Origin of the sequence: Pseudomonas sp. DTU12.3 (assembly GCF_004124275.1) — a bacterium.
Classification (GTDB): Bacteria; Pseudomonadota; Gammaproteobacteria; order Pseudomonadales; family Pseudomonadaceae; genus Aquipseudomonas; species Aquipseudomonas helmanticensis.
The window spans coordinates 2281231-2304308 of sequence record NZ_CP027218.1 but is presented as its reverse complement, the minus strand read 5'-3'; the positions used below and the strand labels follow the sequence as shown (position 1 = coordinate 2304308).

The 23078-nt window shown below is 59.8% G+C and carries 18 protein-coding genes; 9 read left to right on the top strand and 9 right to left on the bottom strand.

What is annotated here, in order from left to right:
• Positions 1-180 precede the first annotated feature (180 nt).
• Entirely contained in the window at positions 181-2562 is a 2382-nt protein-coding gene (locus C2E19_RS10655; RefSeq protein WP_129391469.1) for a GGDEF domain-containing protein, read from the bottom strand.
• 145 nt (positions 2563-2707) lie between these two features.
• Complete coding sequence (gene rlmKL / locus C2E19_RS10650; protein ID WP_129391465.1) at positions 2708-4978, bottom strand: bifunctional 23S rRNA (guanine(2069)-N(7))-methyltransferase RlmK/23S rRNA (guanine(2445)-N(2))-methyltransferase RlmL; 2271 nt, start codon at positions 4976-4978, stop codon at positions 2708-2710.
• A gap of 531 nt (positions 4979-5509) precedes the next feature.
• Here rlmKL and rmf point away from each other — a divergent pair.
• Positions 5510-5725 (top strand): ribosome modulation factor, encoded by a 216-nt coding sequence (gene rmf, locus C2E19_RS10645; protein ID WP_003223300.1) that lies wholly within the window; start codon positions 5510-5512, stop codon positions 5723-5725.
• A gap of 122 nt (positions 5726-5847) precedes the next feature.
• Here the strand turns inward: rmf and C2E19_RS28965 are convergent, their stop codons facing one another.
• Both C2E19_RS28965 and C2E19_RS10640 read right to left on the bottom strand, forming a co-directional pair.
• Positions 5848-5994, bottom strand: coding sequence for a hypothetical protein (locus C2E19_RS28965; RefSeq protein ID WP_164979416.1), 147 nt, complete (start codon positions 5992-5994; stop codon positions 5848-5850).
• A 77-nt stretch (positions 5995-6071) separates the two neighbouring features.
• Positions 6072-7094 carry a quinone-dependent dihydroorotate dehydrogenase gene (locus tag C2E19_RS10640; RefSeq protein ID WP_129391463.1) on the bottom strand — a complete coding sequence of 341 codons (1023 nt, stop codon included), beginning with the start codon at positions 7092-7094 and terminating at the stop codon, positions 6072-6074.
• Positions 7095-7316: 222 nt separating this feature from the next.
• Between C2E19_RS10640 and C2E19_RS10635 the strand changes: the two genes are divergently transcribed.
• The 8 genes from C2E19_RS10635 (at position 7317) to cobA (ending at position 19013) form a co-directional block, all read left to right on the top strand.
• Positions 7317-8528, top strand: coding sequence for a CmpA/NrtA family ABC transporter substrate-binding protein (locus tag C2E19_RS10635; RefSeq protein WP_129391460.1), 1212 nt, complete (start codon positions 7317-7319; stop codon positions 8526-8528).
• A 15-nt stretch (positions 8529-8543) separates the two neighbouring features.
• Entirely contained in the window at positions 8544-9119 is a 576-nt protein-coding gene (locus C2E19_RS10630; protein ID WP_129391457.1) for an ANTAR domain-containing response regulator, read from the top strand.
• 373 nt (positions 9120-9492) lie between these two features.
• Positions 9493-10704, top strand: a complete 1212-nt coding sequence (locus C2E19_RS10625) for a NarK/NasA family nitrate transporter (RefSeq protein WP_129391454.1) — start codon at positions 9493-9495, stop codon at positions 10702-10704.
• A 7-nt stretch (positions 10705-10711) separates the two neighbouring features.
• The gene (locus C2E19_RS10620) at positions 10712-12373 is read left to right on the top strand and encodes a bifunctional protein-serine/threonine kinase/phosphatase (protein ID WP_129391451.1); all 1662 of its coding nucleotides are present in this window, start codon (positions 10712-10714) and stop codon (positions 12371-12373) included.
• A 377-nt stretch (positions 12374-12750) separates the two neighbouring features.
• Entirely contained in the window at positions 12751-15204 is a 2454-nt protein-coding gene (gene nirB / locus C2E19_RS10615) for a nitrite reductase large subunit NirB (protein WP_129391448.1), read from the top strand.
• On the top strand, positions 15201-15518 hold the full coding sequence (gene nirD, locus C2E19_RS10610; protein WP_129391445.1) for a nitrite reductase small subunit NirD: 318 nt from the start codon (positions 15201-15203) through the stop codon (positions 15516-15518). The genes nirB and nirD overlap by 4 nt, the downstream gene beginning before the upstream one ends.
• Entirely contained in the window at positions 15518-18232 is a 2715-nt protein-coding gene (locus C2E19_RS10605) for a nitrate reductase (RefSeq protein WP_129391442.1), read from the top strand. The genes nirD and C2E19_RS10605 overlap by 1 nt, the downstream gene beginning before the upstream one ends.
• Positions 18233-18245: 13 nt before the next feature.
• Positions 18246-19013, top strand: a complete 768-nt coding sequence (gene cobA / locus C2E19_RS10600; protein ID WP_129391439.1) for a uroporphyrinogen-III C-methyltransferase — start codon at positions 18246-18248, stop codon at positions 19011-19013.
• Between the two features lie 97 nt (positions 19014-19110).
• On the opposite strand, the gene C2E19_RS10595 is transcribed toward cobA, so the two are convergent.
• The 5 genes from C2E19_RS10595 to C2E19_RS10575 form a co-directional block, all read right to left on the bottom strand.
• Positions 19111-20145, bottom strand: coding sequence for an OmpA family protein (locus C2E19_RS10595; RefSeq protein WP_129391436.1), 1035 nt, complete (start codon positions 20143-20145; stop codon positions 19111-19113).
• A gap of 107 nt (positions 20146-20252) precedes the next feature.
• A complete protein-coding gene (sigX, locus tag C2E19_RS10590; protein WP_129391433.1) occupies positions 20253-20843 on the bottom strand; it encodes an RNA polymerase sigma factor SigX in 591 nt (196 codons plus the stop codon).
• A gap of 90 nt (positions 20844-20933) precedes the next feature.
• The gene (locus tag C2E19_RS10585) at positions 20934-21758 is read right to left on the bottom strand and encodes a mechanosensitive ion channel domain-containing protein (RefSeq protein WP_007916401.1); all 825 of its coding nucleotides are present in this window, start codon (positions 21756-21758) and stop codon (positions 20934-20936) included.
• Positions 21759-21760: 2 nt separating this feature from the next.
• A complete protein-coding gene (locus tag C2E19_RS10580; RefSeq protein WP_008076827.1) occupies positions 21761-22009 on the bottom strand; it encodes a hypothetical protein in 249 nt (82 codons plus the stop codon).
• A 63-nt stretch (positions 22010-22072) separates the two neighbouring features.
• The gene (locus C2E19_RS10575) at positions 22073-23068 is read right to left on the bottom strand and encodes a zinc transporter ZntB (protein WP_129391429.1); all 996 of its coding nucleotides are present in this window, start codon (positions 23066-23068) and stop codon (positions 22073-22075) included.
• Between the last annotated feature and the right edge of the window lie 10 nt (positions 23069-23078).

Sequence of the window (23078 nt, the reverse complement as noted above, 5' to 3'; positions counted from 1 at the left end):
AGATCGCAGCCTTCGGCAGCTCCTACACATAACCCAGTAGGAGCTGCCGAAGGCTGCGATCCTTTGATCTTCTGTGGGAGCGAGCCTGCTCGCGAAGGCGTCAGGTCAGTCAATAAATGTGCTGACTGATACACCGCCTTCGCGAGCAGGCTCGCTCCCACATTGATTTGGTGGCAGGGTCTAACTCATCTGTTCGACCCGATCGCGGCCGCGCTGCTTTGCCATATACACGCCCGAATCCGCGCGCAACAGCAGCGCATCCGCACCCTCCCCCGGCCGCCAGCTGGCGATGCCGAAACTCGCCGTGATCACGCCGACCACATCCACCGGCGCACTGCGCAAGCCTTGCCACAACTCAACCGCCAGCGTGTGCGCATGCTCACCGTCGATGTCCGGGCAGAGCACCATGAACTCCTCGCCGCCCAACCGGCAGAACACATCGGTACGCCGCAGGCGATGACCGATGCGCTCGCACACCGCTTGCAGCACCCGATCGCCGACGGCATGTCCGTACTGGTCGTTGATGCGCTTGAAGTGGTCGATGTCGAGCATGATCACCGACAGCTCGCCACCGCCGCGCTCGACCCGGGCCATTTCGGTGGTCAGGCGTTCCTGGAAATAGCGCCGGTTGTGAATCCCGGTCAACGAGTCGGTTACCGACAGTGCGCGCAGTTCTTCTTCCACGCGTTTCAGATCGGAAATGTCCGAGATATAACCGTGCCACAACACGCCGCCACCCGGCAGCTCTTCCGGCGTCGCCTCGCCACGCACCCAGCGCAGGCCGCGCGCGGGCAATTGCACACGGTATTCCTCGCGCCACGGGCTGAGATTGTCTGCCGACGCGCGAATCGACGAGCGTACGCGCGTGGTGTCCTGCGGATGGATGCGGGTGAAGATCGCCTCGGCGTTGAACAGCAACACGTCCGGCTCCAGTTCGTAGATCTCGCGGATGCCATCACTGGCGTAGATCACGCTGAAACGCCCGTCGAATTCCATCTTGAACTGGTAGATGCCGCCGGGAACGTGTGCGCTGAGTTTCTTCAGCAGCACATCGCGCGCCGCCAGCACTTCGTGCACGCGCTTGCGCTCAGTGATATCGATGCAGATCGCCAGATGACCGACCCACAAACCTTGTTCATCCAGCACCGGCGTGGCCAGCATGTTCACCGGCAGATGGCTGCCATCGCTGCGCACCAGCGTCCATTCACGCGCCTCGTGACCGCCGACTTCACCGCCCTCGACCAGCATCGCGTGGCAGGTCGGAATACTTTTGCCGTAACGCGCACTCAACTCGGCAGCACGCGCCGTCAACTCGCGCGGCAGGTGCAGGTTTTCCAGGGTCATGTGCCCGACCACATCGACGCTGCGGTAGCCGAGCATCTGCTCGGCGCCGGGGTTGAAAGTGTTGATCACCCCGCGCAGATCGGTGGCGATGATTGCCACCTGCGTCGCCGCATTCAGCACGCCGCGCAGTTGCCCGTGGGTGCCGCGCAGCTCTTGTTCCCGCTCGTGCAATTCCTGCGTGCGCTGTTCGACCAGGTGCAAGGCGCGCTGACGCTGACTGACCAGCACATACAGCAGCGCGCTGAGCAGCAAGCTGAGCAAACCACCGAGAATGATCACGCTGCCGACCGACGAATGGTTGGCCTGAATGAACGCATCGCTCGGCAGGATATCGACCTGATAGTCGTGATCGGCCATGCGCAGCAACCGCGTGGCGGACAGATCGCTCGGCGCCGGTTCATTGGTCGATTCGAACAACACCTCGTGCTGATCATTGGTCGACAGGTCGAGAATGCGCACCGACAGGTAATCATGGAAGGCATCCGGCAAGCCGTCGGCCAACAGCTGACGCATACTGATCACCGCCATCACGTAGCCGAACGCGCGCTGCTGAGCCTCGCGAGTGACCGGCGCTACCAACAGCACACCCCGCGCGTAAGACGGCTCGATACTGACCAGATGCATCGGTTGCGACACCGCCAGACCGCCGAGCTTGTCGGCGCGTTGTAGGGTGTCACGGCGCAACGGCTGCGCCAGCAAGTCATATCCCAGCGGCGAGCCGAGGCGGCTTTGGGTCTGGCTGTACAACACCGGCACATATTCATCACGCAACGCCGCCAGTTGCAGTTCACCCTGGGCATTCAGTTCGCGGATGGTGAAGGTGCTCAGGCCTTCATCGCGTACGCGCCGCTCAAACGCCGGGCGCTCGGCAGCACTGACCCGTAGCGCAAACGAATAGGCCTGGGTACGCAGTAATAAAGGTTGGGTATAGCCGTCGAATTCGGCGCGGGACACCGATTCGGAGTTGGCGAAGAAGCGGCGCAGGCCGTCGAGTCGCTGCTCTTGATCCTGAAAACGTTCTTCGATGCGGCTGTAACGCTCGTTGGCCAGCAGCTGGAAACGCTGCCGCAATTGTTGCTGAAACTGATTGAGCGTGCCCCAGGCGAGCAGCCCCGTGAGAATCCCGCCGGCGAGCAATACCAGCAGCGCGACCAGCCAGGCCGAGACTTCTTCGCTGATGAAACCCAGGATCTTTGGGCGCACGGGGTGCAACGACATAAGGGCAGCTCACTACGCCAGTGTTCCGGGGGAAGCCCCATTGGCCATGAGTGAGTTATAGCTATTAGCCATTAATTTGGCTAGCACTGATCGGATCCAAGAGCCTTTAAGAATCAAGGCTCTGTGGATCCAATAGTGTCAAGCGTCAACGAGCCGTGATTTTCCAGGCGCGATGGATCTTGGTGTTGCGGGCGAAATCCGGATCGATGGTCTGTGCGCTGATTTCCTCGACCGCATAACGCTCGGCGAGATTCTCCTCCAACTGAAACTTGCGGAAGTTGTTGGAGAAATACAGCACGCCGCCCGGTGCCAAACGCGCCATGGCCAGGTCGATCAACTGCACCTGATCACGCTGCACGTCGAAGATGCCTTCCATGCGCTTGGAGTTGGAGAAGGTCGGCGGATCGATGAAGATCAGGTCGTACTCGTCACGGCTGCTTTCCAGCCACGCCATCACATCGCCCTGCTCCAGACGGTTCTTGTCCGAGAAGCCGTTCAGCGACAGGTTGCGGCGCGCCCAGTCGAGGTAGGTTTTCGACAGGTCGACGCTGGTGGTGCTGCGCGCGCCGCCCTTGGCTGCGTGCACGCTGGCGGTCGCGGTGTAGCAATACAGATTGAGGAAGCGCTTGCCGGCCGCTTCTTTCTGGATGCGCATGCGCATTGGCCGGTGATCGAGGAACAGGCCGGTATCAAGGTAGTCGGTGAGGTTGACCAGCAACTTCACGCCGCCCTCGCTGACTTCATTGAACTTGCCCTGCGCAGCCTGACGCTCGTACTGCTTGGTGCCGCTCTGGCGCTCGCGGCGCTTGACTACGACGCGGCTCTTGTCGACGTTGAGTGCCTGCGGAATCGCCGCCAGCGCATCGAACATGCGAGCCGAAGCTTTTTCCGGGTCGATCGACTTCGGCGCGGCGTATTCCTGAACGTGCACCCAATCGTGGTACAGATCGATTGCCATCGCGTACTCAGGCATGTCGGCATCGTAGACGCGGTAGCAATCGATGCCTTCGCGCTTGACCCACTTGCCCATCGCCTTGAGGTTCTTTTGCAGACGGTTGGCAAACATCTGCCCGCCTTCGCTCAAGCGCGGTTGCTCGATCACCGGTGCCGGGGCTGGCGTCGGTTTGATCGGGTTACCGTTCTTGTTGAACTTGCGCTCTTGCGGTTCGTCCGGGGTCAGGTCGTAGGCTGCTTGCTCGCGCTCGGCCTGACGCTGTTCCGGGGTACGGCGCTCACCAGTGACGAACTGATCCGGCAGCACTTTGATCAACAGCAGCTTGCACGGCAACGCGCCGTTCCAGAACGAATACTGTTTGTGGCTGCGAATGCCCATGCGCTTGCCCAGGTCCGGCGCGCCGGTGAACACCGCCGCTTCCCAGTTCAGGCAGGCCTGACGCAGACGCTCGCCAAGGTTCTGGTAGAGATACAGCAGACTGGCTTCGTCGCCGAGACGCTCGCCGTACGGCGGGTTGCAGATCACCAGGCCTTTCTGGTTCTGATCCGGACGCGGCTCGAAGGTCGCGACTTCGCCCTGGTAGATCTTGATCCACTCGCTCAGGCCGGCGCGCTCAACGTTGTTGCGGCCCGGCTGAATCAGGCGTGGGTCAGCTTCGTAGCCACGAATCCACAGCGGTGGTTTGGCCAGACCGGCAGCGGCGCGTTCAACGGCTTCTTCGTGAAGTTTTTTCCACAGCGCCGGGACGTGACCGAGCCACGCAGTGAAGCCCCACTGTTCGCGACGCAGGTTCGGCGCCATATCGGCGGCGATCATTGCCGCTTCGACGAGGAACGTACCCACACCGCACATCGGGTCAGCCAGCGCGCCGCCTTCGGCAGCGATGCGCGGCCAGCCGGAACGGATCAGGATCGCCGCCGCGAGGTTTTCCTTCAGCGGTGCCGCGCCCTGCTGCAAACGATAGCCGCGCTGGTGCAGGCTGTGCCCGGAAAGGTCGAGGGAGAGGATCGCTTCGCCGCGATCCAGACGCAGGTGGATGCGCAGGTCAGGGTTGAGCTTGTCAATCGACGGACGGTCGCCCTGAGGAGTGCGCAATTTGTCGACGATGGCGTCTTTGACTTTCAAAGCGCCGAAGTGAGTGTTGTCGATGCCCGAGCCGTGGCCGCTGAATTCAACGGCGAGGGTGCCGTCGTTGAGCATGTGATCCTGCCATTCGATGTCGAGGACACCATGGTAGAGGTCTTCAGCGTCTTTCATCGGAAAACGCTTGAGCACCAGCAGCACACGGTTGGCCAGACGCGACCAGAGGCACAGGCGATAAGCGGTTTCCATGGTCGCCATGCCACGCACGGCGGAAGTGTGCTCACGCGCTTCTTCAAGGCCAAGCCCGACGGCTTCCTCGATGAGCAGGCCTTCAAGGCCTTTAGGGCAAGTGAGGAAGAGTTCGAAACGGTCGGACATGGTATTTCCAGAGCCTTTGGCTAGTGAATCGGCAACGCATTGCCGATCCGGTTTTCAATCAGGCGCTTTTCTAAAAGAGCGCCCGCGTGGCACGAAAGTGTGCCGTTCCATCCCCGCTGCTCGGGTTAAAAGAGCTTAGATGCCGGGACAGATAAAAAAGTCGATGAAACAAAAAGTCTTAAAGCGACCCTTCGTCGCTTAGTACCCCAGCGCAAACGTGGGTCATTCTCACTAAAGAATTAAGCCCATAATCCAGCGCGGGGCCGATCATACCGGGGTTTGCTCAATAAACGTTCAATAAATACGCGGTTACTTATCGCTATAGCACCCTTTTCGTTACGTCCTTATGACAAAACGGTCATTCCATCGGTGTGACTCATTGGTTAGAACTGATCACAGGTTGACGTCGCAACGGCGTCAACACCTTGGCTCGCCACGCCGGCAGCGAGCCGCACCACGGCAGGTTTTTTCTGCCAGACCTCGATTGAGGTCAACGCGATACAAACAGTCAACAAGTGAGGGAAACACCCTATGAGAAGACTTAAGCGTGATCCGTTGGAAAGAGCATTTTTGCGCGGATATCAATATGGCGTTGGTGGCAAATCCCGTGAGCTTTGCCCATTTACTCTACCGTCGGTACGTCAAGCCTGGATTAACGGCTGGCGAGAAGGACGCGGCGACAACTGGGACGGTATGACCGGCACTGCGGGAATCCACAGACTCAACGAACTTCACGCCGTCGGCTGACACAGGGCATTAATTCCGACACGACAATCTGAATTTGTAACGACTTACCATGCACGTCCTTCCCGGACGGCGGGCTGCGGCCCAGGGGCTCCTTCGCGGAGCCCTTTTTTATGCCTGCCGAATCAACGTCCGACCTTCGATTGGCTGGCAACCACCCCTGTAGGAGCTGCCGAAGGCTGCGATCTTTTGATCCTGTTTTTTAAAATCAAGATCAGGATCAGGATCAGGATCAGGATCAGGATCAGGATCAGGATCAGGATCAGGATCAAAAGATCGCAGCCTTCGGCAGCTCCTACATTGACCGGATTGGATCGGGTCGGGTCGGGTCGGGTCAGGTCAGCCTGGGTTATTTGCGTAGGGCGGCGATGGCGTCTACCGACTCGCGGATCAGTGCAGGGCCTTTATAGATGAAGCCGGAGTAGATCTGCACCAGGCTCGCACCCGCGAGGATCTTCTCGGCCGCATGCTTGCCTTCAGTGATGCCGCCAGCGGCAATGATCGGCAAACGCCCAGCCAACTCACCCGCCAGCACCTTCACGGTATTCGTACTCTTCTCACGCACCGGCGCGCCGGACAAACCGCCCGCCTCGTCGCCATGCTCCATGCCTTCAACGCCGACACGGCTCAGGGTGGTGTTGGTCGCGATCACCGCGTCCATGCCGGTTTCGATCAGCGCTTGCGCGACCTGCGCGGTTTCTTCATCGGTCATGTCCGGCGCGATCTTGATTGCCAGCGGTACATGCTTGCCATGACGCAAGGCCAGTTCGGCGCGGCGCGTGGCCAGATCAGCCAACAACTGCTTGAGCGAATCGCCAAACTGCAGGCTGCGCAGGCCCGGGGTGTTGGGCGAACTGACGTTGACCGTCACGTAGCTGGCGTGGGCATAAACCTTGTCCAGGCAGATCAGGTAATCGTCGACCGCGCGTTCAACCGGTGTGTCGAAGTTCTTGCCGATGTTGATGCCCAGCACGCCTTTGTACTTAGCCGCTGCCACGCGGGCCAGCAAGTTATCGACCCCGAGGTTGTTGAAACCCATGCGGTTGATGATCGCCTCGGCTTCCGGCAGGCGGAAAATCCGTGGTTTCGGGTTACCCGGCTGCGGACGTGGGGTCACGGTGCCGATTTCGACAAAACCGAAACCCAACTGTGCGAAGCCGTCGATGGCCGCGCCGTTTTTGTCCAGACCGGCCGCCAGCCCCACCGGGTTCGGAAAGTCGATACCCATGACGGTCACCGGCACGTTCGCCGGCGCCTTGCACAGCAAGCCGTTGAGGCCCAAACGCCCACCCGCGCCGATCAGATCCAGCGACAGATCGTGGGAAGTTTCCGGGGAAAGTTTGAACAACAGCTGACGGGCCAGGGTGTACATGGGCGGCGATGACTCGGGCGGCGAAAAGAGGCGGCGATTATAGCCGGGCATGGGCCTGCGGCGCGAGGCGCACGCGTAAATCGCTGACGCTGGCATATGCCTTGCACTTTCTTTGTTATCAGCTCGCAGGCCAATGGCGGCAAACGGGCAAGGACAATGGCGTCGTCCCCGGGTTTTGCCTGCGCAAAGTCCAGGACGGCGTTTTTTTTGAGGTGGCGTTGGATGAATGAACCATCAGTGGGGCCGCTGGCCTGGGTCAACGGCAGCGATGCGCCGGAAAAAAGCGCGATCAACCTTGGTTTCATGGCCCTGAGCGATTGCGCTTCGGTCGTCGTCGCTGCCACTCAGGGCTTTGCTCAGCCGTACGGGCTGACCCTGAACCTCAAGCGCCAGGCTTCCTGGGCGAATCTGCGCGACAAGCTGGTCAGCGGCGAACTCGATGCCGCCCACAGCCTTTACGGCCTGATATACGCGGTGCATCTGGGCATCGGCGGCGTTGCCCCGACCGACATGGCGGTGCTGATGGGCCTGAATCAGAACGGCCAGAGCCTGAATCTTTCGCACGACCTGCAAAACCTCGGCGTGACCAGTCCTGAAGCGCTGAACCGGCATGTGCACCAAAGCCGCGCAAAACTCACCTTCGCGCAGACCTTCCCAACCGGCACCCACGCGATGTGGCTGTATTACTGGCTGGCGAGCCAAGGCATTCATCCGTTGCAGGATGTCGACAGCGTGGTTGTGCCGCCGCCGCAAATGGTCGCGCACTTGCAGGCCGGGCGCATCGACGGTTTCTGCGTCGGCGAACCGTGGGCTGCCAGCGCGGTGCAGCAGGATCTCGGCTTCACCCTCGCCACCAGCCAGACCATCTGGCCCGATCACCCGGAAAAAGTCCTCGGCTGTACCCGCGAATTCGTCGAGCAATACCCCAACACTGCGCGGGCGTTGGTGATGGCGATCCTTGAAGCCAGCCGCTTCATCGAAGCAAGCCCGGAAAACCGTCGCAGCAGCGCGCAATTGCTCAGCGCACCTGAGTATCTCGATGCTCCGGTTGCCTGCATCGAACCGCGCTTTCTCGGTGACTACGCCGATGGCCTCGGCAATCGCTGGCAGGATCCGCACGCGCTGCGCTTTCACGGCAAAGGCGAAGTCAATCTGCCGTATCTGTCCGATGGCATGTGGTTCATGACCCAATTCCGGCGCTGGGGTTTGCTGCGCGAAGATCCGGATTACCTCGCCGTCGCCCGCCAGGTTCAGCAACTCGATCTCTACCGCGAGGCAGCCACGGCGGTCGGCGTTGCAGCGTGGGGAGCCGATATGCGCAGCAGCCAGTTGCTCGACGGCAAAGTCTGGGACGGTAGCGACCCGGCCGGTTACGCGCGCAGTTTCAAGCTGCACGCGTTGAGCGACGACACCGCCCTTCTCGCCCATCGCTGACAGGAGACCGCGAACATGTTGCGCATTCTGCTGATCAACGACACGGCAAAAAAAGTCGGACGCCTGAAAGCGGCGCTGACCGAGGCCGGTTTCGAGGTCATCGACGAATCCGGCCTGACCATTGACCTGCCCGCGCGCGTCGAAACGGTGCGCCCGGACGTGATCCTGATCGATACCGAGTCACCGAGCCGCGATGTCATGGAGCAAGTGGTGCTGGTCAGCCGCGATCAGCCTCGACCGATCGTGATGTTTACCGACGAACATGACCCGGGGGTGATGCGTCAGGCAATCAAGTCCGGGGTCAGTGCCTACATCGTCGAGGGCATTCACGCACAGCGTTTGCAGCCGATTCTCGATGTGGCGATGGCGCGCTTCGAGAGCGATCAGGCGTTGCGTGCGCAGTTGCAGGCGCGTGATCAGCAATTGGCCGAGCGCAAACGTATTGAGCTGGCCAAGGGGTTGTTGATGAAGATGAAGGACTGCAGTGAGGAAGAGGCTTACACCCTGATGCGACGGCAGGCGATGAGTCGGCAGCAGAAGCTGATTCAAGTGGCGGAGCAGATTATTGCGATGAGTGAGTTGCTCGGCTGAAGCCTTGTGTTGCCTGTCAGGGTCCCTTCGCGAGCAAGCCCGCTCCCACATTTGAAACTGCATCGCCCTGATGAATTGGCTTCGATCCCCTGCTGGAATGCATTCCCCTGTGGGAGCGGGCTTGCTCGCGAATGGCCGCACCTCGGTCTCAACTTGTTGGCACAAATCTCGCTATGTAAAACGCACAGGTAACCAACGGCGGTTGCCCCACCCACGACAAAGACGTCGCTCACCCGTTCGCCCCAACCGGCGCATCAGGTAGCGGCGTTTTTGCGTTTTGGCCCCACAGCTCGGGGCCGGTGGTGCGGCCGTGGCGGCGCCCCACTTGCTGTTGCATGACTCCTTTCGAGACTCTTTTCAGCTGAGGTGCGCGATGAATTCAAGCTTCTGGAAATCCGGCCACACCCCGACCCTGTTCGCGGCCTTCCTGTATTTCGACCTGAGCTTCATGGTCTGGTACCTGCTCGGCCCGCTGGCGGTGCAGATCGCCGCCGACCTGCACCTGACCACGCAGCAACGCGGCCTCGTCGTCGCCACGCCGATCCTCGCCGGCGCGCTGCTGCGCTTTATCATGGGCATGCTCGCCGATCGTTTGTCGCCGAAAACCGCCGGGCTGATCGGTCAGGTCATCGTGATTTGCGCTTTGTTCGGTGCCTGGAAAATCGGCATTCACAGCTACGAACAAGCACTGATCCTCGGCCTGTTCCTCGGCATGGCCGGCGCGTCTTTCGCTGTGGCCCTGCCGCTGGCCTCGCAATGGTATCCGCCGCAGCATCAGGGCAAAGCCATGGGCATTGCCGGTGCGGGCAACTCCGGCACCGTATTCGCCGCACTGCTCGCTCCGGTGCTGGCCGCCTCGTTCGGCTGGAGCAACGTCTTCGGCTTCGCTTTGATTCCGCTAATCCTGACGCTGATGTTGTTCGCCTGGCTGGCGAAAAACGCGCCGGAGCGGCCAAAAGCCAAAGCCATGACCGACTACTTCAAAGCCTTGGGCGACCGTGACAGTTGGTGGTTCATGTTTTTCTACAGCGTCACGTTCGGCGGCTTCATCGGTCTGGCCAGCGCCCTGCCCGGCTACTTCAACGATCAATACGGTTTGAGCCCGGTGACCGCGGGTTACTACACCGCCGCCTGCGTGTTCGGTGGCAGTCTGATGCGGCCGTTGGGCGGCGCGCTGGCGGATCGTTTCGGCGGCATCCGCACCTTGCTGGCGATGTACACCGTGGCAGCCATTTGTATAGCTGCTGTTGGGTTCAACCTGCCAAGTTCCTACGCCGCGCTGGCGCTTTTCGTCTGCACCATGCTCGGCCTGGGCGCCGGCAACGGTGCGGTTTTCCAACTGGTGCCGCAGCGTTTTCGCCTGGAGATCGGCGTGATGACCGGATTGATCGGCATGGCCGGCGGCATCGGCGGTTTTGCCTTGGCGGCAGGCATGGGCGCGATCAAACAAAGCACCGGCAGCTATCAACTGGCTCTGTGGTTGTTCGCCAGCCTCGGCGTGTTGGCGTGGTTTGGCCTGCACGGCGTCAAACGTCGCTGGAGAACCACTTGGGGCTCGGCAGCGGTGACGGCGGCGCGGGTCTGAGGCATCGATGGCCCTGCAACTGAGTTTCGCCGAAGCCAGCGCCATCGGTCCGCGTGCGGAGAATCAGGACGCTCTGCGTTCGATAACACCGGCGCCGGCGCTGGCGGCGAGCAAAGGTTATCTGTTCGCCATCGCCGACGGCGTCAGCCAGTGCGCCGATGGTGGCCTCGCCGCACGTTCGACCTTGCAGGCCCTGGCGCTCGACTATTACGCCACGCCGCAAACCTGGAGCGTGGCGCAGGCACTCGATCGCTTGCTGCTCGCGCAAAATCGCTGGTTGCAGGCCAATGGCGGTGGGCAACCGTTGCTCACCACTGTCAGTGCTTTGGTCATGCGTGGTCGGCGCTTTACCTTGGCCCACGCAGGAGATTGCCGGGTGTATCGCTGGCACGCCGACGGCTTGCAGCGAGTCACCGAGGACCACGTCTGGGAGCAGCCGGGCATGCAACACGTGCTCAAGCGTGCGCTCGGGCTGGATCAGCATCTGGTGCTGGATTTTCTCGACGGTGAATTGCGCGAGGGCGAGTGTTTCGTAATGCTCAGCGACGGGATCTGGTCGACGCTTGGAGATACCGCTATTGCGGCGATTCTGCGTGATCATCCGGATCTCGACAGCGCCGCACATACCTTGGTCAACGCCGCGCATCTGGCCGGCAGTCAGGACAACGCCAGTGCTTTGCTGGTGCGCGTCGATGCGGTCGGCGAGGCGAACATTGGCGACGCGCTGATTCATTTGCAGCAATGGCCGTTGCCGCCACCACTGAAACCCGGTCAGTCGTTCGAAGGCTGGCAGGTGCAAGGCATCGTCGCGCAGAGCCAGCAATCATTGCTGTATCGAGTGCTGGATGGACAAGGTCAGACCTGGCTTCTGAAAACCCTGCCCACGCGCTCCGCCGATGATTCCTACGCCGGGCAAGCGTTGCTGTCCGAGGAATGGTTTCTGAAACGGGTGGCCGGGCGGCATTTTCCTGAAGTCCACCCGTGCAGTCAGCGTCAGCATTTGTACTACGTGATGCGCGAATATTCCGGGACGACGCTGGCACAGCTTGGGCCTTTATCTTTGGCGCAATGGCAGGACATCGCCGAACGGCTGCTGCGTGCGGTCGGGTTGCTGCATCGACGGCAGATTCTGCATCGCGACATCAAACCGGAAAACCTGCATCTAGGTGACGACGGCGAACTGCGCTTGCTGGATTTTGGCCTGGCGTATTGTCCTGGGTTGTCCGAAGACGCGCCGTCGACGTTGCCGGGAACGCCGAGTTATATCGCGCCGGAAGCGTTTCGCGGTGATGCGCCGAGTGCGCAGCAGGATTTGTACGCGGTAGGCGTCACGCTGTATTTCCTGCTGACGGGGCATTATCCCTATGGCGAAATCGAAGCGTTTCAGCGACCGCGCTTTGGTCTGCCGGTGAGTGCCAGTCGTTTTCGGCCTGACTTGCCGGAATGGCTGGCGCAGAGCCTGGAACGCGGGGTTGCAGCCGATCCGCAGCAACGTTTTGAGACCGCTGAAGAATGGTTGCTGGTGCTGGAACAGGGTGAGCGGCGCAGTTTGAGTGTGCGGCCTCGGCCGCTGTTGGAGCGTGAGCCATTGAAGGTCTGGCGGACGATGGCGTTGCTGGCCTTGCTCGGGAATGTGGTGCTGCTGGTTTTGTTGTTTCATCAGCCCTGAAAAGATCGCAGCCTTCGGCAGCTCCTACAGTTGATTGCGTACACCTGTAGGAGCTGCCGAAGGTTGCGATCTTTTGATTCAGCGCTCCAAAAAAGCGCAACACGCCTCCAGAAAGTGCAGCGAGACATCTCCAATTGCGCAAATAGCCCAGCAACTACGGCGCCCGAGCCACTTGGCACAACCACTGCATTACCCCATTCAACACACACATAAAGCCCAGCCTTCAACGACGAAGGCTGCGCTTCCCGAGAGAACGGGACCAGGACAAAGGCGTCCTCGCTAGGCAACTAGCGGGACGCCTTTTTTGTTTGCGCAAAATTTCTCGAGCAAGGCCTGACTGCCCACAAGAGGCCAGCCCCAGCTCCCCGGAGAACCTGATGAAAAAACTCAAAATGGTGATGATCGGCAATGGCATGGCCGGGGTTCGCACCCTCGAAGAGCTGCTCAAACTGAGCAACGAGCTGTACGACATCACGGTCTTCGGCGCCGAGCCGCACACCAATTACAACCGCATCCTGCTCTCGCCGGTATTGGCCGGCGAGCAGACCTTCGAAGAGATCGTGCTCAACGACCTCGACTGGTATCTGCAAAACAACATCAAGTTGCTGCTCAACCGCAAAGTGGTGGAGATCGACCGGGTCAAACGCCGGGTGATCGCCGAGGACGGCACCGAAGCCGAATACGATCGCCTGCTGATCGCCACCGGTTCGACGCCGTTCATTCTGCCTATCCCCGGCAACACCTTGCACGGTGTGATCGGCTATCGCGACATCGCCGATACCCAGGCGATGATCGACACCGCGAAAACCCACAAGCACGCGGTGGTCATTGGCGGTGGCCTGCTTGGCCTCGAAGCGGCCAACGGCCTGATGCTGCGCGGCATGCACGTTACCGTCGTGCATATCGGCGAATGGCTGCTGGAGCGGCAACTGGACAAAACCAGTGGCCAACTGCTGCAAACCGCCCTCGAATCCCGAGGTTTGCATTTCCGGCTCTGCGAACAGACCCAAGCCCTGCACGACGCCGGCAATGGCCGGGTCGGCTCGGTGCAATTCAAAAACGGCGACATCATTCCCGCCGATCTGGTGGTGATGGCCGCTGGCATCCGCCCCAATACCGAACTGGCGGAAAAGGCCGGCATCCCGTGCAATCGCGGGATTCTGGTCAACGACACTTTGCAAACTTACGACCCGCGTATTTATGCCATCGGCGAATGCGCCAGCCATCGCGGCATTGCCTACGGCCTGGTCGCGCCGCTGTTCGAACAGGCCAAGGTTTGCGCCAACCACCTCGCGCAACTGGGGTTCGCCCGTTATCAGGGTTCGGTCACCTCGACCAAACTCAAAGTCACCGGCATCGACCTGTTTTCCGCTGGTGACTTCATGGGTGGCGAAGGTACGGAAACCATCACCCTCTCCGATCCGATTGGCGGCGTGTACAAAAAACTGGTGATCAAGGATGACGTGCTGGTCGGCGCCTGTCTGTACGGCGATACGGCAGATGGCGGTTGGTATTTCCGACAAATTCGTGAGAATCACGCCATCGGCGAGATCCGTGATCACCTGATGTTCGGAGAAAACGCATTAGGCGACGTAGGACATCAGGGCCAGGACAAAGCCATGGTCATGGCCGACACCGCCGAAGTCTGCGGCTGCAACGGCGTGTGCAAAGGCACCATTGTCAAAGCCATTCAGGAACACGGCTTGTTCAGTGTCGATGAGGTGAAGAAACACACCAAAGCCGCCAGCTCCTGTGGCTCCTGCGCCGGGCTGGTCGAGCAGATCCTGATCAACACCGTCGGTGGCGCGGCCGACGTCAAACCGAAAAGCGAAAAAGCCATCTGCGGTTGCAGTGATCTCAACCACGGGCAGATCCGTCAGGCCATCCGCGAAGAACATCTGCTGACCATCGCCGGCACCATGAGTTACCTCAACTGGCGCACGCCGAACGGCTGCGCCACCTGCCGCCCTGCCCTCAACTATTACCTGATTTCCACCTGGCCCGGCGAAGCCAAGGACGACCCGCAATCGCGCCTGATCAACGAACGCGCTCACGCCAATATCCAGAAGGACGGCACTTATTCGGTGGTACCAAGGATGTGGGGCGGCGTGACCAATCCTTCCGAGCTGAGGCGGATTGCCGATGTGGCCGACAAGTACAACGTGCCGATGGTCAAGGTCACCGGCGGTCAGCGTATCGATTTGCTCGGCATCAAAAAACAGGACCTGCCCGGCGTCTGGAAGGATCTCGACATGCCGTCCGGCCATGCCTACGGCAAATCCATCCGCACCGTTAAAACCTGCGTCGGCAGTGAGTTCTGCCGTTTCGGCACGCAGAACTCGACGCAACTGGGCATCGAGCTTGAGCACGACCTGTTCAACATGTGGTCGCCGCACAAAGTGAAACTGGCTGTCTCCGGATGCCCACGCAACTGCTCGGAAGCGGGGATCAAGGACGTAGGAATAATCGGCGTCGACTCCGGCTGGGAGATGTACATCGGTGGCAACGGCGGGATCAAAACCGAGGTCGCCGAATTCTTCGTCAAGCTGAAAACCGCCGAAGAAGTGCGCGAATACAACGGTGCGTTTCTGCAGCTGTATCGCGAAGAAGCCTTCTACCTCGAGCGCACCGTGCACTACCTGCAACGGGTCGGTATGGAGCACATCAAGAAAGCCGTGCTGGAAGATCCTGAGCGCCGCAAAGCCTTGAACGAACGCCTGCAATTCTCCCTGTCGTTCGAACAGGACCCGTGGAAAGAACGTCTGGTGCAGCCGCAACTGAAGAAAGAATTCGACGTGATCCCTGTGAAAAACCTGGAGGTGCCGGCATGAACTGGCTGGATATCTGTGCCCTCGAAGAGATCAACGCCCTCGGCTCGCGGATCATTGCCGGGCCGAAAGGTGACATCGCGATTTTTCGTACAAGTGACGATGAGGTTTTCGCTCTTGATGACCGCTGCCCGCACAAGGGTGGGCCGTTGTCGCAAGGTCTGATCTACGGCAAACGCGTGGCCTGCCCGCTGCACAACTGGCAGATCGACCTGCAATCCGGCGAGGCGCAGGCGCCAGACATCGGCTGCGCGCATCACCACCCGGCGCGGGTCGAGAACGGTCGGGTGCAGTTGGCCCTGCGGGAAGCCATCTGATGAACCGCCAGACGACCGCCTCGACCTGCTGTTATTGCGGGGTCGGCTGCGGCGTGCTGATCGAGCATGACGGCGAACGTATTTTCGGCGTCAGCGGCGATCCGGCGCATCCGGCCAACTTCGGCAAACTCTGCAGCAAAGGCTCGACGCTGCACCTGACCGGCGACCTCGCTGCCCGCGCGCTGCACCCGGAATTACGTCTGGGAAAAAACCTGGCGCGCAGTCGCACGGATTGGGACACCGCGCTGGAACATGCTGCCAACGTGTTCGCCGAGACCATCGCTGAACACGGCCCGGACAGCGTGGCGTTCTATATCTCCGGGCAACTGCTGACCGAGGACTATTACGCCTTCAACAAGCTGGCACGGGCGCTGGTCGGCACCAACAACATCGACAGCAATTCACGCCTGTGCATGTCGTCGGCGGTGGTCGGCTACAAGCGCAGCCTCGGCGCCGATGCCCCGCCGTGCAGTTATGAAGATCTGGAGCTAAGCGATTGCGTAATGATCGTCGGCAGCAACATGGCCTACGCCCATCCGGTACTTTTCCGTCGACTGGAAGAGGCAAAATCGCGTCGTCCACAGATGAAAGTCATCGTCATTGATCCACGGCGCACCGACACCTGTGACCTCGCCGATCTGCATCTGGCGATTCTTCCCGGCACCGATGTCGCTTTGTTCCATGGGATTTTGCACCTGCTGTTGTGGGAAGACTGGATCGACCGTGAATTCATCAAGGCGCACACCGAAGGCCTCGTGGAACTGAAGAGCCTGGTACGCGATTACACCCCGCAGATGGTGTCGCAACTGTGCGGGATCAGCGTCGAGCAATTGCAGCAATGTGCCGAATGGGTCGGCACGTCACCGAGTTATCTGTCGCTGTGGTGCATGGGTTTGAACCAGTCCACCGCCGGCAGCGCGAAAAACAGCGCATTGATCAATCTGCACCTCGCCACCGGGCAAGTCGGTCGGCCCGGTGCAGGACCTTTCTCTTTGACCGGTCAGCCGAATGCCATGGGTGGCCGCGAAACCGGCAGCCTGTCGAATCTGTTGCCGGGCCATCGCGACGCGGCCAACCCTGAGCACCGCGCGGAAGTGGCGGCTTATTGGGGTGTCGATCGGTTGCCGGAAAACACCGGAATGAGTGCGATCGAACTGTTCGAGCAGGTGCGCAACGGCAAGATCAAGGCGTTGTGGATCGCCTGCACCAACCCTGCGCAATCGATGCCCGATCAACACTCGGTGCGGGCAGCGCTTGAGGCCTGCCCGTTTGTGGTCCTGCAAGAAGCCTTTCGCACCACCGAAACCGCGGCGTTTGCCGATCTGCTGCTGCCCGCCGCCAGTTGGGGCGAGAAAGAAGGTTCGGTGACCAATTCCGAGCGGCGAATTTCCCACGTGCGCAAAGCCATTCTCCCACCGGGTGAAGCACGTCCGGATTGGGCAATCACGGTGGATTTCGCACAACGGCTGGAGAAACGTCTGCGTCCCGCAGCATCGAGCCTGTTCAAATTCGATCAGCCGTGGCAGTTGTTCGATGAATTCAAAGAGCTGACACGCGGGCGCGATCTGGATATGTCCGGGATCAGCCACGCCTTGATCGACCAGATCGGGCCGCAACAGTGGCCCTTCCCCACCGGCGCCCGGCAGGGAACCGTTCGCCTCTATGAAGACGGCGTTTTTCCTACGGCCAACGGACGCGCGCAGTTCATTGCCGAGCCGTATCGCGCTGCCAAAGAGCAGCGTGACGCGCGCTTCCCGTTGACGCTGATCACCGGCCGTCTGCGCGATCAATGGCACGGTATGAGCCGCACCGGCACCGCTGCGCAGTTGTTCGGGCATGTCAGCGAAGCGGTGTTGAGCCTGCACCCGGACGAATTGCGTCGGCAGCGTTTGCAGCCGGGTGATCTGGTCAATCTGAAAAGTCGTCGCGGCGCGGTGATCGTCGCGGTCGGCAGCGATGACGGTGTACGGCCGGGCCAGGCCTTTTTACCGATGCACTGGGGCGACCGGTTTCTCAAGGGCGGCGTCAACAGCCTGACCCTGTCGACCTTCGATCCGTTGTCGAAGCAGCCGGAACTCAAACACAGCGGTGTGCGCCTGGAACCGGTGAATTTGCCTTGGCAGCTTTTCGCACTGATCGAGGGTGATGTTCAACGGCATTTCGAGACGCTACGACCGCTCTGTGAGGCGTTTTCCTACGTAAGTCTCAGCCTTGTCGGACGTGAACGATCGGCATTGCTGATACGCGCTGCCAGCAGCGAGGCGCCGAATCCGCAATTACTCGCTGCTATCGACCAGTGCCTGTCACTGATCGACGGGCCGGTATTGGCCTATGACGATCCGCGTCGGGCTATCGGTAAACGGGTGCGCATCGAAAACGGCCGGATTACGGCGATTCGACTGGCCGGCGAAACCCTCGCGCAACATTGGTTGCAAAGCCTGTGGCTGGAGGGCCGTGCCGACGAGCAGTTGCGGCGTTGGCTGCTGGCGCCGATGAGTGCGCCACCGGGGAGCACCGGCGGGCAGGCCGCCGTGGATAAAACCCTGTGCAATTGCAGGAACGTCAGCTTCAACGCGGTCTGTACCGGCATTCGCCAAGGCCTGGATTTGCAGGGTTTGAAAAACAATTTGGGCTGCGGCACGCAATGCGGCTCGTGCGTCCCGGAAATAAAGCGCTTGCTGGCTGCCGAGTTGCAGCCGGTCGCCGTCATCTGATGAGGAGCACTGCATGAATGCAAAAGTCTGGCTGGTGGGCGCAGGCCCCGGCGACCCGGAACTGTTGACCCTCAAGGCCGTGCGCGCATTGCGCGAGGCGGCGGTGGTGCTGATCGATGACCTGGTCAACGACGCGGTGCTGGCGCACTGCCCTGGCGCGCGAATCATTGCCGTGGGTAAACGCGGTGGCTGCCGCTCGACACCGCAGGCGTTCATTCATCGGTTGATGCTGCGGTATGCCCGCCAGGGAAAGTGCGTGGTACGCCTCAAGGGTGGTGATCCGTGCATTTTCGGCCGTGGCGGTGAAGAGGCGCAGTGGCTGCGTGAACGCGGGGTTGAAGTGGAATTGGTCAATGGCATTACCGCCGGACTGGCCGGGGCGACGCAGTGCGACATTCCGCTGACGCTGCGCGGTGTGGCGCGCGGGGTAACGCTGGTGACTGCGCACACCCAGGATGACAGCCAATTGAACTGGCAGGCGCTGGCGCAGGGCGGCACGACGCTGGTGATTTACATGGGCGTGGCCAAGCTGGGCGAGATTCGCGATCAGTTGTTGGCGGGCGGGATGGCGGCGGATACGCCGGTGGCGATGATCGAGAATGCTTCGTTGCCGGAGCAGCGGGAATGCCGCAGTGCTCTGCGGGACATGGGAGAGGATGCGTGTGCGTTTGGACTGAAAAGCCCGGCGATTCTGGTGATTGGTGCGGTGGCGGCTGTTGCTGAAGAGCAAAAGATCGCAGCCTGCGGAAGCTCCTACAGCACGTGTGCAGATTTCATGTAGGAGCTGTCGCAGGCTGCGATCTTTTAAAGCTTCAAAGCCAAATCGCAGGCAAAGAAAAGCCCGGCCTAAGCCGGGCTTTTCTCAGAGCGGCAGCTAATTACTTAGCTTGAGCTTCAACCTGCGCTTCTACGCGACGGTTTACAGCGCGGCCAGCTTCAGTTTTGTTGTCAGCAACTGGGCGGGATTCGCCGTAGCCAACAGACTGAACGCGGGACGATTCAACACCGTACTGGTTGGTCAGAACTTGCTTAACGGCGTTTGCACGACGCTCGGACAGTTTCTGGTTGTAAGCGTCAGGACCGACGGAGTCAGTGTGACCTTCAACAGTAGTGGTGGTGGATGGGTACTGCTTCATGAAGTCAGCCAGGTTCTTGATGTCGCCGTAGCTGTTGGTTTTAACAACAGACTTGTCGAAATCGAACTTAACGTCCAGCTCAACACGAACAACTTCAGCAACTGCTGGGCAGCCATCAGCGTCAACAGTTACGTTGGCTGGGGTGTCCGGGCACTTGTCAACGTTGTCGCAAACGCCGTCGTTGTCGCTGTCGGAGCAGACTTCAGCTGGTGCTGGAACTGGAGCAGCAGCAGGCTTGGAGCCGCCACCGAAGTTCACACCGATACCAACGCTAGGAGCCCACTCGGTGTCGCCCTGGTCGATATTGTATTGAGCTTCAACGCCAGCACGGGCGTAGAAGTTCTCGGTGAAGTACAGCTTGGCACCAGCGCCCAGGTTAGCGAAGGTAGAACGGTTACGACCGTTCGAACCATTCTGGTCGATGCTCTGGTCGGAGAAACCGGCCGAGACGTATGGACGCAGCATGTCGCCTGGGTTGTTGAAGTGGTACAGAGCGTCCAGAGCGGTGTTAGCGCCTTTTACGTTCTTGCCATCGTCAGCACGCACGTTGTGCACTTCGTCGTAGCCCAGACGCAGTTCAACGTCGTCGGTCAGGAAGTAACCAACCGAACCACCGAAGAGGTTGCCGTTGTTCTTGAAGTTACGAGCGCTGTCGAATTGTTCTTTCTTTGCGAAGCCTTCGATTTCAACTGCGCCTTGGCCTTGTGCCAGAGCGCCGAACGAAGTGGCGGCAATCAGAGAACCAATGGCCAAGCCCAAGGTGTTTTTCAGTTTCATCCGTTAAATCCCCATCTGGTGATTGTGAAGCAGTCCCGCAAACCGGGGGACAACTCGGCGGCAAGTCTATCAGAACTTGCCTACACGTAAGAGATATTTGCGCTGAACTAAGTTTCAGCAATGCCTGCAAATTTCTCACGCAATTTATCTAGAGCACGTTTGTATCGCATTTTTGTCGCACTCAAACCCATGTGCATGATGTCTGCGATCTCCTGAAATTCCAGCTCTGCGACAAATCGTAGCACCAGAATTTCGCGGTCGATCGGGTTCACATACACCAGCCAGCGATCGAGTCCACCCTTCTCCTCGGCTTTAGGCGTCTTTTCTTCAGACGCTTCCTCGAGGGGGTCAAGACTCAATGCGTCCATCAAGCGACGCTTTCGCCGTTCCTTCCGATACTGCGTAATACATTCGTTGTACGTGATGCTATATAGCCATGTCTTGAACTTCGATTTCCCCTCGAAGTTCTTCAGGCCATACAGCACCTTCAACATGACTTCCTGACAGACATCGTCTGCGTCGCGATCGTTCCCAAGATATCTCGCGCAGACGTTAAATAATGTTCGCTGGTAACGCCGCATCAGTTCTTCATAAGCGCGCGTTACGTGAAAAAGCTCGGTATGCGAGCGCGCGACCAACTCCTCATCAGAGAGCTCGCGGGGGTCGTAGCGCGTAGATAGCGTTTGGGCTTTATTCAAAACAAGTCGTGCCGACAGTCAGGTCAATGTCCACCGCAACCAGCATCAGCTGGCATTTTGCGGCGGCATACATTAGCAGGGTTTGCCGGATTAGCGGCTACTCACATGCTGTTCCAGCAGGATCCGATTGGAGAGTGAGACTAGCTCACCCTCATCGGTCAGCAATGTGGTTTTAACCGTGCCGATCTCTTCGATCTGGCCTTCGACCTCGCCAACACGCACTTGTTGCCCAACCTGATACAACTCACGCACATAGATTCCCGCAAGAATCTGACCGGCAATTTCCCGGCTTCCCAAACCCATGGCCAGCGCAACCGCCAGACCAACGGTAATCAATACAATGACAATCACATGGTTCAGCAGGTCGGTCTTGACCTCAAGCTGACTGATCGCGACCGAGATGCTGATGATGATTACCAGCCCCTGAGCAATTCGCCCAAGCCCTGAAGCGTAGTCGAGCCCTACGCCTTCTGCCGCCCCGCGCACCAGCCCGTTGGCCAGTTGCGCGAGCAAAACACCTACCAGCAACACCAGGGCCGCACCGAATACTTTCGGCAGATACAGCGCCAACATATCCAGCGTAGCTGAAACTCGCTCAAGTCCAAGGGATTCTGCTGCAGAAACCAGGAAAATCAGCAGAACGAACCAATAGACGATTTTGCCGATGAGCGTCGAGATCGGCACTTGCAGCCCCGCGCGCGACATCAACTTGGTCAAACCGGTGCCGCCCATCAGGCGATCGAGACCCAGTTTGGCGAGCAATTTGGACAGCAAGGTATCGAGCAGCTTGGCCACAACGAAACCCAACAGCAGCACGACCAGTGCGCCGAACAGGTTCGGAATGAAGTTGGCTACTTTGGTCCACAACGCAGTCATTGCAGTGACGAGGCTCTGAGTCCAGAGGTCGAGTTCCATATTCAATCAGCCTTATCAGCAGTGCGAGCGGTAGGTTTACGAAGACGGGAAACCGGCGAGACATGCGCCGATCCATTATTCAGGGCAATCATCAGCGCGGGCAGCCAGCGGCCCAGCAGGCTAAACAGATCACCGGCGCCGACCTGGCGGTTGGCGGTTTTGAGTACGCGGCCCAGACAGGCATCGTCGTCGCGGCTGGACGGCGAAGCGTTGAGCATGTCACGCAAAGACTGTTCAAACGGATCGTGCATACGCACCTCTCGTGATGTCTGTGAAAGACGCGGGCAGATTTGCTCGGGTCACATGCGCCATCTTCAGACCCAGCGCAAACGACGAAATAACCACCACTGACCGAAGGCCAGGGCGAGCACCGTCAAACAGGCGATCAGGAAACCATAAGGGCTGCTGGAGAAGGGAATGCCGCCAACATTTATACCCAGCAGACCGGTGATGAAACTCATCGGCAAAAAGATGCAGGTGATGATCCCGAAGCGATACATCGTGCGGTTCATGCGCTCGCTCAAGCGCCGGTCTTCCGCCTCCAGCACAAGCCCCACGCGCTCTCGGGTCAATTCGAGCTCTTCGAGGTAGCGCGTCAAGCTGTTGTTCAATTCGTTCCAGTAGTCGGCATCGTCATCGACGAACCACGGCATTTTTATCCGCGTCAGTTGGCCGAAAATATCCCGCTGCGGTGCCAGGAAACGCTTCAGTCCGGCAGCCCTGCGCCGGATGTGCAAAATGGCGCCATGTTCGGGGGTATACCGTTCGTCGGCATCCATCTTTTCTTCTTCCTCATCGGCGATTTCCGAGAGGCAAGTGACCAGATCCTGCACCTTGTTGGTGAGGAACTGGGCCAGATAAAGGATCAGTTCCGACGCGGTTTTCGGGCCTTTGCCGTCGGCCAGTTCCGACAACAGTTCATCGGTGGCGCGCAATGGCCGTAACCGCAGGGAAATCACCCGTTGCGCGGAGGCGAAAATCCGCACCGAAACCATGTCTTCCGGCTCGGCACCCGGGTTGAGGTTGACCCCTCGCAAAAACAGCAGCAGCTCGGAATCCGGCAACGGCAACAAGCGCGGTCGAGTGTTCTCTTCCAGCAGCAGATCGCAGGTGAATTCGTTGAGACCGCTGGATTTGCGCAACCAGGTCTGGGTCTGCGGATGGCTGCGATCCCAATGCAGCCACAGGCTTTCGTGGGCCTGCAACTGCAAATCGTCGAGCTCAGTCCGGGCTATCGAACGCGCACCGCCTTTACCGTCCAGCACCAGGGCATGCACCAGCCCCCATTGCGCGTTTTCTTCCTCGAACATCCGCATCCCT